Annotated in this window: 12 protein-coding genes; 3 read left to right on the top strand and 9 right to left on the bottom strand. The window is 65.7% G+C overall.

The genetic code is table 11. The features are described 5' to 3' along the window. Nucleotides 1-129: 129 nt before the first annotated feature. Entirely contained in the window at nt 130-1,671 is a 1,542-nt protein-coding gene (locus tag CVS48_RS00340; protein WP_100852841.1) for a methyl-accepting chemotaxis protein, read from the top strand. Here the strand turns inward: CVS48_RS00340 and dapA are convergent. The 9 genes from dapA to kdpF form a co-directional block, all read right to left on the bottom strand. Beyond that, nucleotides 1,649-2,572 (bottom strand): 4-hydroxy-tetrahydrodipicolinate synthase, encoded by a 924-nt coding sequence (gene dapA, locus CVS48_RS00335; RefSeq protein ID WP_242001132.1) that lies wholly within the window; start codon nt 2,570-2,572, stop codon nt 1,649-1,651. The two genes, CVS48_RS00340 and dapA, sit on opposite strands and share 23 nt — an antisense overlap. 9 nt (nt 2,573-2,581) lie before the next feature. Next, nucleotides 2,582-2,902: a hypothetical protein gene (locus tag CVS48_RS00330; RefSeq protein WP_242001133.1), complete on the bottom strand. Its 321-nt coding sequence runs from the start codon at nt 2,900-2,902 to the stop codon at nt 2,582-2,584. A gap of 141 nt (nt 2,903-3,043) precedes the next feature. Continuing rightward, nucleotides 3,044-3,811, bottom strand: coding sequence for a TorF family putative porin (locus CVS48_RS00325; RefSeq protein WP_100852839.1), 768 nt, complete (start codon nt 3,809-3,811; stop codon nt 3,044-3,046). A gap of 126 nt (nt 3,812-3,937) precedes the next feature. Beyond that, nucleotides 3,938-4,630 carry a two-component system response regulator KdpE gene (kdpE, locus tag CVS48_RS00320; protein WP_100852838.1) on the bottom strand — a complete coding sequence of 231 codons (693 nt, stop codon included), beginning with the start codon at nt 4,628-4,630 and terminating at the stop codon, nt 3,938-3,940. Between the two features lie 13 nt (nt 4,631-4,643). Next, entirely contained in the window at nt 4,644-7,442 is a 2,799-nt protein-coding gene (locus CVS48_RS00315; RefSeq protein WP_100852837.1) for a sensor histidine kinase, read from the bottom strand. Nucleotides 7,443-7,493: 51 nt separating this feature from the next. Next, nucleotides 7,494-8,114 (bottom strand): potassium-transporting ATPase subunit KdpC, encoded by a 621-nt coding sequence (gene kdpC, locus CVS48_RS00310; protein ID WP_100852836.1) that lies wholly within the window; start codon nt 8,112-8,114, stop codon nt 7,494-7,496. A 77-nt stretch (nt 8,115-8,191) separates the two neighbouring features. Continuing rightward, entirely contained in the window at nt 8,192-10,351 is a 2,160-nt protein-coding gene (gene kdpB, locus CVS48_RS00305; RefSeq protein ID WP_100852835.1) for a potassium-transporting ATPase subunit KdpB, read from the bottom strand. 22 nt (nt 10,352-10,373) lie between these two features. Beyond that, a complete protein-coding gene (kdpA, locus tag CVS48_RS00300; protein WP_100852834.1) occupies nt 10,374-12,170 on the bottom strand; it encodes a potassium-transporting ATPase subunit KdpA in 1,797 nt (598 codons plus the stop codon). Continuing rightward, nucleotides 12,170-12,259: a K(+)-transporting ATPase subunit F gene (gene kdpF, locus CVS48_RS00295; RefSeq protein WP_050447213.1), complete on the bottom strand. Its 90-nt coding sequence runs from the start codon at nt 12,257-12,259 to the stop codon at nt 12,170-12,172. Before kdpF ends, kdpA begins: the two co-directional genes overlap by 1 nt. 743 nt (nt 12,260-13,002) lie before the next feature. Between kdpF and CVS48_RS00290 the strand changes: the two genes are divergently transcribed. Together CVS48_RS00290 and CVS48_RS00285 are read left to right on the top strand one after the other, a co-directional pair. Next, complete coding sequence (locus tag CVS48_RS00290) at nt 13,003-13,293, top strand: DUF4212 domain-containing protein (protein WP_100852833.1); 291 nt, start codon at nt 13,003-13,005, stop codon at nt 13,291-13,293. After that, complete coding sequence (locus tag CVS48_RS00285) at nt 13,293-15,383, top strand: sodium:solute symporter family protein (RefSeq protein ID WP_100852832.1); 2,091 nt, start codon at nt 13,293-13,295, stop codon at nt 15,381-15,383. The genes CVS48_RS00290 and CVS48_RS00285 overlap by 1 nt, the downstream gene beginning before the upstream one ends. Nucleotides 15,384-15,390: the final 7 nt, after the last annotated feature.

Genomic DNA, 15,390 nt, shown 5'->3' with positions numbered 1-15,390 from the left:
AATCGCCGCATGCCTTCCTAGTGAAAACCCTGCTGCGTCACCGTATCCTGACGGATCGCAATACATAAACCGTCACATTCTGCCGTCAAAAGTTTCATACGGCCGATTGGAAAATAACGAGGAGAGACTGTGAAAAATTCCAGTCTGCGCAGGGAGCTGTTGTGGTTCGTGTTCGCCATTGGCGCGGTGGTTCTGATGCTGGGTGCCTGGGATGCCTGGCAGCGCCGCGCCGAGATGGTGACCGAGCGCAAGACCGAATTGCGTCATGTGCTGGACCTGTCGGCAGGCATCCTGCGCAATGGCAAGCAAAGCGTCAGCGAAGGCATGCCCCTGGCGCAGGCCAAGCAGAATGTGGCGCGGCGCCTGGCGCAACTGCGCTACGGCGACGATGGCTACGTGGGCGTGTTCGGTGATGACTACGCGCTGCTGGTACATCCGGACGCCAAGCTGGTGGGTACGAACGTACGCGCCATCAAGGATGTGGACGGCTTGCCGATCTTCGAAAACCTCTATGCCGAAGGCAAGGCGGGCGGCGGCTATGTGGAGTACCGCTTTCCGAGGCCGGGCGCCGACGAGGCCCTGCCGAAAATCAGCTACGCGGCCTATGACGCGGATTGGGGCTGGCTGATCTTTACCGGGCTCTATGTGGATGATGTCGACGCCGCGTTCACCGGCACCTTGTGGCGCCAGGGGGGGGTGACGCTAGGCTTGCTGGCGTTGCTGCTGATCGGGGCATTGCGCTTCTTCCGCACGCATGTGATCGGCCCCCTGGATGAGGCCGTGGCGCTGTGCGAGCGGGTGGCCAATGGTGACTTGTCCGGCAGCGTGTCGCACCACCATCGCGGCGAGATCGGTCGCCTGTTCGAAGGAATGGGTCGCATGCAGGACCGCCTGCAAGCCGCCTTGCGCACGATCGTGCAGTCCACGGGATCCATCGCGGCGGCCTCGCGCCAGATCGCGGCGGGCAGCATGGATCTGTCCGACCGTACCGAGAAGCAGGCCGCGGCGCTTGAGCAGACCGCCGCCAGCGTGGAAGAGATTACGGCCACCGCCAAGCAAAGCGCGGAACACGTGCGCGAAGTCAGTTCCCTGGCTGGCCAGGCGGCGCAACTGGCCCGCCAGGGCAGCGAAGAGACGCAGCACGCCATCGACGCCATGCGCGAGATCTCACATAGTTCACAACGCATCGGCGAGATCATCAGCGTGATCGACGGGATTGCCTTTCAAACCAACATCCTGGCCTTGAACGCGGCAGTTGAAGCGGCGCGGGCGGGCGAGCAGGGGCGCGGCTTTGCGGTGGTGGCGGGCGAAGTTCGGGCATTGGCCCAGCGTTCCGCCACGGCCGCCAAAGAGATCAAGGGCTTGATCGAGACCTCGTCGGACTCCGTCACGCGCGGCAGCGATCGGGTGGGCCAGGCCAGCGCAACCATGGGCAGCGTGCTGGAATCGGCGGCCACCAGCGCACCGTTGATGGGCGAGATTGCCACCGCGTCGGCCGAGCAAAGCGTGGGTATCGAGCAGATCAACCAAGCCGTCACGCACCTGGACAGCGTGACGCAGCAGAACGCGGCGCTCGTGCAGGAGTTCGCCGCGTCGGCAGCCACCCTGCACGAACAGGCGGATGGCCTGGCGCGCGCGGTGTCGGTATTCAAGCTGTCTGCAGCCGGCTAGGCAAGTCTTGCAGGGCGCTCATCGCGCGTTGCAGGCGAGGGGTGAGTTCGCGGCTGGCGGGCATCATGGGCATGCGCAGTTCGTCGGCGATCAGCCCTTGCATGGCAAGCGCACGCTTGATCGGCGCGGGATTCGGTTCGGCGAACAGCAGGCGGATCAGCGCGCGCAGCGGCTCGAAAAGCTCGCGCGCGGCTTGCGCCTGGCCCGCGTGCGCCAGACGCATGATTTCCACATAGCGTTCGGGAAACAGATGCGCGGCGGCCGGGATGGCGCCGCGTCCGCCAGCCAGCCAATGGTCCAGCAAGGACAGGTCGTCGCCACACAGCACATCCAGTTTGCCGCGCGTGTTCAGCGCGGCAAGCACCGCCGGGTTGCATTCCTTGACGGCGGAAAAGTTGGGCAGCAAGGCCAGCGCTTCCATGGTCTCGACCGTCATGGTCACGCCCGTGCGCTTGGGGATGTTGTAGAGGATGATCGGGCGTTCAGTGGCCCAGGCGATCTGCCGGTAATGCCACAGGATACCGGCTTGCGAGGGGCCCAGATAATAAGGCGGCGGCACGAGATAGCCCGCCGGGCAATGCTTGTCCAGGCGCCGGATGGCCGTGGCCACGCCTCGCGTGTCTACGCCGCCCGCGCCGAAGATCAGCGGCAGTGCATGCGGATCGCTGGCAATGGCCTGGGCCATGTCGATTTTCTCGGACAGGCTGAGCAGGTTGCCTTCGCCGGTGGAACCGAACAGCACCAGGCCGGCGATGCCGGCGTTGCGGTAGTAGCGGGCCAGTGCCTGCGCGGCGTCCATGTCCACATAGCCGCCGCGCAGCGGCGTGACCATGGGCAGCCAGATGCCTTCAAAACGCGGAGGTAGCGGCATGTGAGTCGGCGGCATGTAAGTCAGCGGCATGTCCATGGCCTAGCGTCCCGTGATGGCGGTGGCCGCGCGCACCGGTCCGAATTCTGCCTGGGGCAACCCGCGCATGACGGCATGCATCATGTCGTCCAGTTCGTCGCGGGCGCATTGCAGTTGCAGCGTGCTTTGCGCGTGGGCATGGTCCACCGACAGCAGGTAGATGCCGATCCGGTCACCCAGCGCCTGGTGCAGCGCAAGGCGCACCTTCAACGCATCCAGCGTATCGATCCTGACCGTCAGCGCTACCTGCTGGCTACGAGCCAGCGGCAAGCTTTGGGGGAGATCGCGCGAAGCAGGGCGGCCAGGTTGCAGTCGGGGAATCATGGTGTGGGCGGAGCGGAGGCGCCGCTGGCGGCGATCCGCGTTTCCTGTTGGTTGATGACGATTCCACTATAGGAATCGCGCCGTAAATCCTGCCGAAAAAGGCGGGCGCGGCGCGTAAAAATCGCGTCAACGCCCGGGCGCTCAGAAGGTCTTGGTCAGCGACAGCAAGCCGGTCGCGCGGCCCATGTCGCGACCGTGCGTGTTGGTGTAGACGGCGCGGTCCGCGTTGGTGTCCAGGTAGGCCAGCGACACGGACAGGCCCTGTCCAAAGTCCTTGGTCAGTCCGAGCTTCCAATCGGTGTAGGAACCGTTGTCTACGTTCTTCACGAGCTGGCGTCCCACATGGGCGTTGAGTGTCAGCCCCCACACCCCGGTGTCGACGTTGGCGGCCACATCGAAGTACTGGCTGTATTTGCTGTCGGCGAAGCCGAACAGGTTGGTCAGGGCGATGGAGTACTTGAACATGACCGGGCCGTAGCCGATGCCGGCGTACAGCTCGGTGGTGTCGGGGCTGGTGTAGCCCGAGGGAAAGTCGCCCGGGTAGTAGTACTGCAAGATGCCCAGGTCCACCGGCACGCCTTCGGCCAGATTGCCCTTGTAGCCGCCGTAGAAATCCATTTCCACGGGCGCGGACACGTCGGGGTTGCTGTCGCCCAGCCAACTGATGCTGGAGTTCCAATTACCCAGATAGAAGCCGCTGGCATGGGCCAGGTCAAAGCCGCCTTGGATGGCGGGCTTGTTGTTCGTCTGCATCAAGCCGCGATAGCGGTATTGGCTGGCCAGCGTAAGGTTGGCCGACAGCGTGACGTCGCTGGCGGCGGGGGCGGCAGCGGCGGCGGGCATGTCGCTGGCCTGCGCGGTGGCGGCCAGGCTCAGCAGCGCGAGCGCGGCGACGGAATTGCGGAACATGGAGTACTCCTGGTGTTGAACGGGATCGCAACAATAGGAGGATCGGCATAAACCGCGAGACAAGACTCGCGCTGTTCCCGTAAAGGCGGGATAAAGGCCAAGAAAAACTGATCGGTGATCGCGCGATCAGCCCGCGAAGCGGTAGCCCACGCCGATCTCGGTCATCAGGAAGACGGGCTGCGCCGGGTCCGCTTCCAGTTTCTGGCGCAGGTGCCCCATGTAGATGCGCAGGTAGTGGTTGCTTTCGATGTGCGAGGGGCCCCAGACCTCGCGCAGCAGCTCGCGGTGCGTCATGACCTTGCCCCGGTGCGCAAGCAGCGCGGCAAGCAGGCGGTATTCCATGGCGGTCAGGTGCACGTGCTGGCCGGCGCGCTCGACGACACGCTTGGCGAAGTCGATGCGGACGTCGCCGAACGTGATCTCGGCCGCGTTGCCGGCGCCCGCCCGCGCATGGCGGCGCAACAGCACGCGCAGCCGCGCCAGCAGTTCGCTGACGCCGAAGGGCTTGGTCAGGTAGTCGTCGGCGCCCGCGTCCAGCGCGGCTACCTTGTCGGGCTCGGCGCTGCGGGCGGACAAGACCAGCACGGGCACTTGCGTCCAACTGCGCAGTTCGCGGATCAGCGTCATGCCGTCTTCGTCGGGCAGCCCCAGGTCCAGCACGATGGCGTCGGGCTGGCGCGTGCCGGCTTCGATCAGGCCGCGCTTGACCGTGTCGGCCTCGTGCACGACGCATCCCTCGCTTTCCAGGGCCTGGCGCACAAAGCGCCGGATATTGGCGTCGTCTTCGATGATCAGAACGATAGGCTGGTAGTCGAACATGCTGGGCGTGTCTTCAAGGAATGTCGGATTGAATTTCGGGTTGAACGTCGGGCGGCGTGCCCAGCGGCAGGCTGAAGACGAATTGCGCGCCCGAGGCTTGCCCTGGCGCGTGCTCGACCCAGATGCGGCCGTGGTGGGCCTGGATGATGGCGTCGCACACGGCCAGACCCAGGCCCACACCTGGCGTTGCGGACTCGCGGTCGCCACGCGTGAATTTTTCGAAGATGCGGCGTTCGGCGCCCGGCGCGACGCCAGGGCCGTTGTCGCACACGGCCACGCGCAGCATGCCGTCGTGAACCGCTGCGTGAATGTGCACGGTGCTGCCGGGGGGGGTGTACTTGGCCGCGTTTTCAAGCAGGTTGCACAGCACGCGTTCGATCAGCACCCCATCGCACTCCACCAGCGGCAGGTTCGACAGCGGGGCCACGGTCACGCGGTGCGCGGCCAGGGGTTCGCGCATGGCGGCCAGCGACGCGCCCACCAGCTCTTCGATGGATTGCCATTCCAGACGCAGCGGCGTGTCGTGGCTTTGCAGCCGCGCCATATCCAGCAGATTGACGACCAGCGCATGCATGCGCTGGGCTTGGTCGCGCATGGCGCGGATGGTTTCCTGTACATCGTCGGGCAGCGTGCCCGGCCGGCGCGTCAGCGTGTCGGTCATGCCGACCAGGCTGGTGAGCGGTGTGCGCAGGTCATGCGACACCGCCGCCAGCAGCGAGTTGCGCAGCCGTTCCGATTCCATGCTGACCAGCGCCTGCTGCGCCACCTCGACGTAGTGCAGCCGTTCCAGGGCAATGGCGATAAGCGTGGCGTAGGCTTCGATCTGGCGGCGCGAATCGGGATGCGTGAACAGGCTGCGGCGGGGCGCGGCCAGGGCCAGCACGCCGCGTGTGCGCATCGGCGCTTTCAAGGGCAGATACAGCAGTTCGCTGTTGGACAGCGTGGTGGTGCCCGCGCCGGCGGGCTGGCCGTGGTCATACACCCATTGGGCCAGCGCCGATTCCAGGGCAGGCATGTCGGCGGCGGCGGGTGAGGCCAGCTTCAAGCGGTCGTCCAGTCCCAGGATATACAGCGCACAACGCGAGCCGAAGGTGGCGTGTACGAATGCCCCGGCCAGGGCCACGATCTGCTCGGGCAACAGCGCGGACGACAATTCGCGCGCGAACTCATACAGGCTGCGCGCGTCGGCTTCGCGCTTGACCGACACCTGCGCCTGTAGCCGCAGCCCCGCCGTCAGTTGCCCGATCAACAGGCCCACGGCCAGCAGCACGGCGAAAGTCAGCAGGTATTGCACGTCCGACACGGCAAACGAGGCCAGCGGCTGCACGAAGAAAAAGTCGAACAAGCCGACGCTGACAACCGACGCCAGCGCGGCAGGGCCGCGCCCATGCCGCAGCGCCACCGCCACCACCGCCAGCAGGAACAGCATGACGATGTTGGTCTGGTGCAGCGCGGGAAACGCCAGCATCGACAAGCCGGTGGCCACCGCGCAATAGCACAGCGCCCAGGCATAGCCCAGCCAGGGGTTGGCGCCACGGTCGTCGGCGTTGATGCGCGCGCCACGCCCCAGTGTCAGCGGGTCGCGCCCTGGCGGGGCGCTGGCGGGCAGCGGGGGGGCGCCCAGCCGGATGATGTCGATTTCAGGGCAGCCCGCGGCCAGCATGTCGGCAAAGCTGTGCCGGCGCCATAGCCATCCCGGCGCGAGGGCGGCGGACAGTAATGCGGACAGGGACACGCGCAGGCGCTGCAGGCCGCTGGCGCGCGTACGGCCCACGATGGCCTTGGTAATGTTGTGCCGGCGCACGTAGCGCACCACCGCGTCGACCATGTCGCCACCCGCCAGCGTCTCCGTGCGCGCGCCCAGGCTGTCCGCCAGCGCCAGGCTGCGTTGCATGCGGTCTTGCTCGGCTTGAGGCGTGGGCGCCGCGCGCGGCGTGTCGATGGTGACCACGTGCAGATCGCATTCCAGTTGCTGGCTCAGGCGATGGGCGCTGCGGATGACGTATTCGGCGTCGGCGTCCGGGCCGATGCAGGCCACCACGGCTTCGCGCGTGCGCCATACCGGTTCGATGGCGCGGTCGCGCCGATACGCCTGCACGTCGTCGTCCACATGGTCGGCGGTGCGGCGCAGCGCCAGCTCGCGCAGGGCGATCAGGTTGCCTTTGCGAAAGAAATTGCGCGTGGCGTGGCGAGCTTGTTCGGGCAGATAGACCTTGCCTTCTTTCAGCCGGCGCAGCAGTTCATCGGCCGACAGGTCCACCAGGATGACTTCGTCGGCGGTGTCGAAGACCTCGTCGGGCACGGTTTCCCAGACGCGCACGCCGGTGATGCTGCCCACCGCTTCGTTCAGGCTGTCCAGATGCTGCACGTTCAGCGTGGTCCAGACGTCAATGCCGGCGGCCAGCAGTTCGTGGATGTCTTGCCAGCGCTTGGCGTGGCGCGAACCGGGCGCGTTGGAATGCGCCAGTTCGTCCACCAGCACCAGGCCGGGGCGCGCGGCCAACGCGCCGTCCAGGTCGAACTCTTTCAGCACGTGGCCCCGGTACGCCACGTCTTTCAGCGGCAGGGCTGCGATGCCGTCAAGCAAGCCGGCCGTTTCGCGACGGCCGTGGGTTTCGACGATGCCGGCCAGCACGTTCACGCCCTGAGCCGCTTGAGCGCGGGCGGCCACCAGCATGGCGTAGGTCTTGCCGACGCCGGCCGACGCGCCGAAGTACACGCGCAGCTTGCCGCGCGCTGCCTCGCGCGCGGCGTCGTCCAGCGTTTTCAAAAGCGCGTCCGGATCGGGACGCTCGCCAGCAATGTCAGCCATGAACGCGCAAGAGTGGGGTGGGAAAGGCTGGCGATACTATACGCCGCGCCATCATTGTGCCGGGTGCAATTTGTCCAGCGCCAGGTTCAGCGTCAACACATTGACGACCGGTTCCCCCAATACGCCCAGCCAGGGCTTTTCCGTGTGGGCCTGGATCAACGCATCCACCTGCGCGCGCGGCACATGGCGGGCGCGTGCCACTCGCGCGGCCTGGTAGCTGGCCGCGGCGGGGCTGATGCTGGGGTCCAGGCCACTGCCGGACGCGGTGACCAAGTCCACCGGCACCGGCGTGGGGTTGTCGGGGTCGGCCGCCTTCAAGGCCGCGATGCGGTCCTGGATGGCCTCGGCCAATGCGGGGTTGCGCGGGCCCAGGTTCGAGCCACCCGAGGCCGCGCCGTTGTACGGCATGGGCGCGGTGGCCGACGGCCGGCCCCAGAAGTACTGCGGCGCGGTGAACGACTGGCCGATCAGTTCCGACCCGACCACCTTGTCGCCTTGCGTGATCAGCGAGCCGGCAGCTTCATGTGGGAACACCACGGCGGCCACGCCGCGCGTCAGGAAGGGGTAGGCCAGGCCCGTCACCAATGACAGCGCGGCGAAAACGACCAGCGCGGGACGCAGCACGCCGCCTTGGCGCGCCTGGGCAGGGGGAGGGGTAGTAATGGATTTCATGATGGATTCCTTGTTTGTACGGAGAGGAAGCGAGGATCAGGCTTGGCTCAGGCGCGGCCGGCTCAGGCGCGGCCGGCCTAGGCCCAGCCCAGCGCGGCCAGCACCATGTCAACCAGCTTGATGCCAACGAACGGCACCAGCAGCCCGCCCAGCCCGTAGATCAGCAGGTTGCGGCGCAGCAGCACCGATGCGCCCAGGGGCCGGTAGCGCACACCCTTGAGCGCCAGCGGAATCAGCACCACGATGATCAGCGCGTTGAAGATCACGGCGGACAGGATGGCCGAGGCGGGCGTGGTCAGGTGCATGATGTTCAGCACGTTCAACTGCGGGAAGACGGTGGCGAAGGCGGCCGGGATGATGGCGAAGTACTTGGCCACGTCGTTGGCCACGCTGAACGTGGTCAGCGCGCCGCGCGTCATCAGCATCTGCTTGCCGATTTCGACAATCTCGATCAGCTTGGTGGGGTTGGAGTCCAGGTCCACCATGTTGCCGGCTTCCTTGGCGGCCTGGGTACCCGAGTTCATCGCCACGGCTACGTCCGCCTGCGCCAGCGCGGGAGCGTCGTTGGTGCCGTCGCCCGTCATCGCCACCAGGCGGCCTTCGGCCTGATAGGCGCGAATCAATTGCAGCTTGGCTTCGGGCGTGGCCTCGGCCAGGAAGTCGTCCACGCCGGCTTCGGCCGCGATGGAGGCGGCGGTCAGCTTGTTGTCGCCGGTGATCATCACGGTCTTGATACCCATGCGGCGCAGCTCGGCAAAGCGCGTCTGGATGCCGGGCTTGACGATGTCTTTCAGTTCCACCACGCCCAGCGCGCGGTTGCCGTCGCTGACCAGCAGCGGCGTGCTGCCGCGCCGCGCCACGTCTTCGGCCTGATGCAACACGGCGTCGGGCACGCTGGCGTCCAGCGCCTTGAGCCAGGACAGCACGGCGTCGACCGCGCCCTTGCGGATCATGCGTTCGCCCAGGTTCACGCCGCTCATGCGGGATTGCGCGGTGAACGGCACGAACTCCGCATCTTCAACACGCGCGGCGGGGGCGTGGGTGGTCTTGTCGGCCAGCGCCACGATGCTGCGACCTTCGGGCGTTTCGTCGGCCATGGAGGCCAGGCGGGCGGCGTCGGCCAATTCACGGGCGGACACGCCCGGCGCGGGCAGGAACGTGGATGCCTGGCGGTTGCCGAAAGTGATGGTGCCGGTCTTGTCCAACAGCAGCACGTCCACGTCGCCCGCCGCTTCGACCGCGCGGCCGGACGTGGCGATGACGTTGGCGCTCATCATGCGGCTCATGCCCGCCACGCCGATGGCCGACAGCAGGCCGCCGATGGTGGTCGGGATCAGGCAGACCAGCAGCGCCACCAATACCGTCACCGTGACCACCGCGCCGCCACCCGCCGCGTTGACCGCGTAGATGGAGAACGGCATCAGCGTCACGACCACCAGCAGGAACACCACGGTCAGCCCGACCAGCAAAATGGTCAGCGCGAGTTCGTTGGGCGTCTTCTGGCGCTTGGCGCCTTCCACCATCGAGATCATGCGATCCAGGAAACTCTCGCCGGGGTCGGCAGCGATGCGGACGAAGATCCAGTCGGACAGCACCCGGGTGCCCCCCGTGACGGACGAGAAGTCGCCGCCCGACTCACGGATGACGGGCGCGGATTCCCCCGTGATGGCGCTTTCATCCACCGAGGCGACGCCGGCGATGACCTGGCCGTCGCCGGGTATGGTGTCGCCCGCTTCGACCAGCACCACGTCATTGCGCCGCAGCAGTCCGGATGCCTGGCTCGTGGCCTGGCTGCGCCATTGCGCCGGGTTCGCGTCACGGATATCCACGTCGCGAAAGCCTTTGAGCAAACGCGCATTGATGGTGGTGCGCAAACCACGCAGGGTCGCGGCCTGCTGTTTGCCACGGCCTTCGGCCAGCGCTTCGGCGAAGTTGGCGAACAGCACCGTGAACCACAGCCATACGGCGATGGCCAGGATGAAGCCCGCCGGGGCTTCGGCCTGGCCGCGCAGGGCCATGACCCACAGCACGGTGGTCAGGATGCTGCCCACGTACACGACGAACATGACGGGGTTCTTCAACTGCGCGGCGGGCGAGAGCTTGCGCAGGCTGTCCAGCAGGGCGGGCGCGACGAGCGAGCGGGACCACATGCCGAAGGGGCGCTCTTGTGCGGTGACCGTGGGGGCGTGGGCGGCGGCGCCGCCTGCGCTTGAGGTTGGCAATTCAATCTTGGCCATGTTGTTTCCTAGCCTGTTGCATTCAAGGTTGCAGGTGTTCGGCGACCGGCCCCAGGGCCAGCGCGGGCACATACGTCAGCGCGCCCACCAGCAGCACCGCGCCGATCAGCAGCACCACAAAGAGGGGGCCGGTGGTGGGCATGCTGCCGGGGCCGGCGGGCAAGCGCCGTTTGGCCGCCAGCGAGCCGGCCATGGCCAGCACCGCGACGATCACGGCGAAGCGGCCAAACCACATGGCGATGCCCAGCAGCACGTTGTAGAAGGGCGTATTGGCGGACAGCCCGGCAAACGCGCTGCCGTTGTTGTTGGCCGCCGAGGACAGCGCATACAGAATTTCCGAGAAGCCGTGGATGCCCGGATTCAGCACACCGGCCTGTCCCGCCGAAACGGAGACGGCCAGGGCGGTTCCGCCCAGCACCAGCAAGGGCGTGGCGAGGATGATGATGGACACCATCTTCATGTCGAAGGCTTCGATCTTCTTGCCCAGGTATTCCGGGGTGCGGCCGATCATCAGGCCGGCAATGAAGACCGCCAGCACCGCGAAGGCCAGCATGCCATACAGCCCGGAGCCCACGCCGCCGTAGACCACTTCGCCCAACTGCATCTGCAGCATCGGCGGCAGCCCGCCCATGGCGCTGAATGAGTCATGCATGCCGTTCACGGCGCCGCAGGACGCGGCCGTGGTGATGATGGCAAAGAGCGAGGTGGCCGCGATGCCGAAGCGCGATTCCTTGCCCTCCATGTTGCCGCCGGGTGTCAACGCGGTAAGCGCGCTGTCGGCGCCCGCCTGCGCGGCCATGGGGTTGGGCTGCTGTTCGAAATAGGCGGTGGTCAGCGCGAAAACGGCGAACAGCACCGTCATGGCCGCCAGGATGGCGATGCCCTGGCGGCGGCTGCCGACCATTTCGCCAAACGCGAAGCAGAGCGCGGCGGGAATCGCCAGAATGGCCAGCATCTGCAGGAAGTTCGCCAGCGGCGTGGGGTTCTCGAACGGGTGCGCCGAATTCGCATTGAAGAAGCCGCCGCCGTTGGTGCCCAGCAGCTTGATGGCTTCCTGCGAGGCTACGGGCCCCATCGCGAGCGTCTGCGTCGATGTCGTCACGGAATCCATCACGGGCTGACCCGAGGCATCAAGCACGGGCTGGCCGTCCGTGTTCACGCGCGGCTGCTCGTAATGCAGGGCTTGTACAGTCTGCACGTCTTGATAGGGGCTGAAGTTCTGGATGACGCCCTGGCTGACCAGCGCAAGCGCCAGTACGAAGGACAGCGGCAGCAGCACATACATCGTGCAGCGGACCATATCCGCCCAGAAGTTGCCGATCGTGGCGGAGCTGTGGCGCGACAAACCGCGTATCAGCGCGAACAGCACGGCGATGCCGGTGGCGGCGGACACGAAGTTCTGCACCGTCAGCGCCAGCATCTGCGTCAGGTAGCTCATCGTCGCTTCGCCGCCGTAGCCTTGCCAGTTGGTGTTGGTGACGAAGCTGATGGCGGTGTTGAGCGCCGAGTCCGGGGTGACGGCGCCCATGGCCGCGGGATTCAGCGGCAACATGCCCTGAAAGCGTTGCAGGCCATAGACCATCGCGACGCCGATCAGGTTGAAGGCCAGCACTGCCACGGCGTAGCGCTTCCAACCCATTTCAGCCTGCGGGTCGATGCCCGCAAGCCGGTAAATGCCGCGTTCCAAGGGGCGGCCCCAGGCGGTCAGCCTGGATTGGCCGTTTTCCATGGCGATGCGGATGTAGCGCCCAAGCAGCGGCGCGATCGCAAGCAGGACTGCCAGGTACAAGACCAGCAGCCCGATGAATTCGGCGGTCATCAGAATTTCTCCGGTTTGAACAGCGCCACCAGCAGGTAGACGAACAGCGCCGCGGCCGTCAGGCCGCTGAATGCATAGAGCCAGTTCATGACGGCTCTCCCGACGACAAGCTGGCGCAGAACTGCAGCAGGCCGAATGTCAGCCCAGCCATGACGGCGAAGGCGGTGATATAGATGGCATCCACGTTTTTCCTCCCGGGAGCGGCGCTCCCTTCGAACGACGGGCCTGCGCGGCGAAAGCGGATGCGCGCCGGGCAGGCCAGGTGACCAAAGCAGGACACCGGCAGGTTACGGAGCGGGGGGTAAAAACGGGATATAGCTTCGGGGACGGGGCGTAAACAAGAAATAAACGCCGCCCTGGCCAGGTGAAATGCAGCCCCGGGGGAAGGAGGGCACGCCACGCCCGATTCCGGGCATCGCGCGGTGGCAAGCGTCATATTTCGGGACGGGCGGGATTCCTGAATTCGGCTCAATTCCGGGATTTCAGCCAGAAAATCCCAATATTTAGAACTTTGTGGTCATTTCGCACCACTGTGGGGCATGGAATATGTAAATGAATGCTCCGTCTTAGGGCATTCCCCTAGTGTGACAATCCCGCACATGGTGCAGAATCTCTTCCCATGCAGGTGAGGAGACAAAGCCCTGCATGGGCAAATACCGGCGGCACCGGTACATAAAAAAAGTAAAGCAGTACTCAAAAAAAGCAAAACGCACAGCGGCTGGCACCAGGTAGTGCCAGCCGTTGTCGCATAAAAAGCCTGAATTTCTGCCGCAAGGGCTTTTCAGACGCAGCGTTTCGCGCTATCCAGGTAGGGTCTGCAAACATCCTAGCTATGCCGAAATCCCGCGCACCTCTTCCTGTTTCCACCCCGACTCCCTATTGGCGCCGCAATTTGCGGCTGATCCTGTTGCTGCTTGTCGTCTGGGCGGCGCTGACGTTCGTGCCTACCTTCTTCGCCCGCAGGCTCAGCTTTGATTTCATCGGCTGGCCGTTCGCCTTCTGGATGGCGGCTTATGGCGCACCCCTGGCTTATCTGATCATCATTGGTATCTACGCCCGGGTCATGAACAGCGCTGATGAGTTGGCTGAAGAAGATGCCGACCCTGCCGGGGGAGACCGCTGATGCCGTTTTTCAGCGGAGATACACCCCAGGAATTCAAGATCCGGCTGCGGCGTATCTACGTGCTGTACACGGCGGGCTTTGCGCTGATGATTCTGTTGCTGGCGCTGGCCGAAGTGCTGGGCATGCCGCGCAACTGGATCGGCTATGTGTTCCTGCTGGTCACGGTGAGCTTGTACGCGGGTATCGGCATCGTCTGCCGCACGTCGGACCAAGTGGAATACTACGTGGCCGGGCGGCGTGTGCCCGCCATCTACAACGGCATGGCCACGGCCGCCGACTGGATGTCCGTGGCCTCCTTCATCGGCGTGGCGGGCACGTTGTACCTGACGGGTTACGGCGGCCTGGCCTACATCCTGGGCTGGACGGGCGGCTATGTGCTGGTCGCCATGCTGCTGGCGCCCTACCTGCGGCGTTTTGGTCAGTACACCATCCCCGATTTCATGGGCGCGCGCTACGGCGGCAACTTGCCGCGCCTGGCCGGTGTGGCCTGCGCCATCCTGTGCTCGTTCACCTATCTGGTCGCGCAGATCTACGGCGTGGGCATCATCACCACGCGCATGACCGGCATTTCGTTCGAACTGGGTATCTTCGTTGCGCTGGGCGGCATGCTGGTGTGCTCGTTTCTGGGCGGCATGCGCGCCGTCACGTGGACGCAGGTGGGCCAGTACATCATCCTGGTCATTGCCTACCTGGTGCCGGTGGTGTGGCTGTCGGTCAAGCATACGAACATGCCCGTGCCGCAGTTGTCCGCGGGCGTGGTGCTGCAGCAGGTGACCGAAAAAGAGATCTATCTGCAGAATGATCCTTCCGAGATCGAGGTGCGCCGGCTGTGGCAGCAGCATGCCGATGAAATGGCCAAGCGTGTGCAGACGTTGCCGGAATCCTGGACGCTGGAAAAAGACAAGCTGCGCAGCCGCCTGGCGCAATTGAGCGCCACCGAAGCGCCCATGGTCGACATCCGATCGGTCGAGCGCGAACTGGCCGCCTACCCCGCCAGCGTGGAAGATGCGCGGGTGGCCTGGTCGCAGGCGCGCGCCACCTTCGAGGCGCGGGCCGCGCCCGCCACGCCGCACGCCGAACCGTTCCCCGCCAAGGACCCCGAGGAACAGCGCAACATGCGCATCAACTTCCTGGCGCTGGTGCTGTGCCTGATGCTGGGCACGGCGGGAATGCCGCACATATTGATGCGCTCATACACCACGCCCTCGGTGATCGAGGCGCGCAAGTCGGTGTGCTGGTCGCTGCTGTTCATCCTGCTGCTGTATTTCATGGCGCCCGCGCTGGCGCTGCTGGTCAAGTACGAGGTCTACACGCAGGTGGTCGGCTCCAACTTCCTGAGCCTGCCCAACTGGGTGCATGCCTGGAGCGCGGTTGACAGCAACCTGCTGGATGTCACCGACATCAACCGCGACGGCGTCGTGCAGTTAAGCGAAATCAGCATGGGGGCGGACGTCGTGGTGCTGGCCATGCCGGAAATCGGCGGCCTGCCTTATGTGATTTCGGGGCTGGTCGCGGCGGGCGGGTTGGCCGCGGCCCTGTCCACGGCCGACGGCCTGCTGCTGACCTTGTCCAATTCCCTGTCGCATGACATGTGGTACCGGATGGTGTCGCCGCGCATGTCGGCCGCGCGCCGCGTGATGGTGTCGAAGATTCTGCTGCTGGTGGTGGCGTTTGGCGCGGCCTGGGTGGCGGCGCGCAAACCCGCCGACATTCTATTCATGGTGTCGGCGGCGTTCTCGTTCGCGGCCTCGTCGTTCTTTCCCGCGCTGGTGATGGGGGTGTTCTGGCGGCGCGCCAACAAATGGGGCGCCACCTTGGGAATGGCGGCGGGCTTGTTGGTGACCTTCGCCTATATGACCTACACGCATCCGTGGCTGCGCGAATCGGTGCTGGGCATCTCGCGCATCCAACCGGTGGATTTGTGGTGGGGCATACAGCCGATTGCGGCGGGCGTGTTCGGCGCGCCGGTGGCCTTCCTGACGATCATCGTGGTGTCTTTGCTGACCCCGCCACCCGACAGCGCGACGGTGGCGCTGGTGGATTATCTGCGCCGTCCCGGCGCGACCCGGCCGCCTGCTGAAAGTAGCTAGAAAGCGC

The sequence above is a fragment of the Achromobacter spanius genome, from assembly GCF_002812705.1.
GTDB lineage: Bacteria > Pseudomonadota > Gammaproteobacteria > Burkholderiales > Burkholderiaceae_B > Achromobacter > Achromobacter spanius.
The sequence above is the reverse complement of the archived record's forward strand: the minus strand, read 5'-3'. Positions and strand labels throughout refer to the sequence as shown.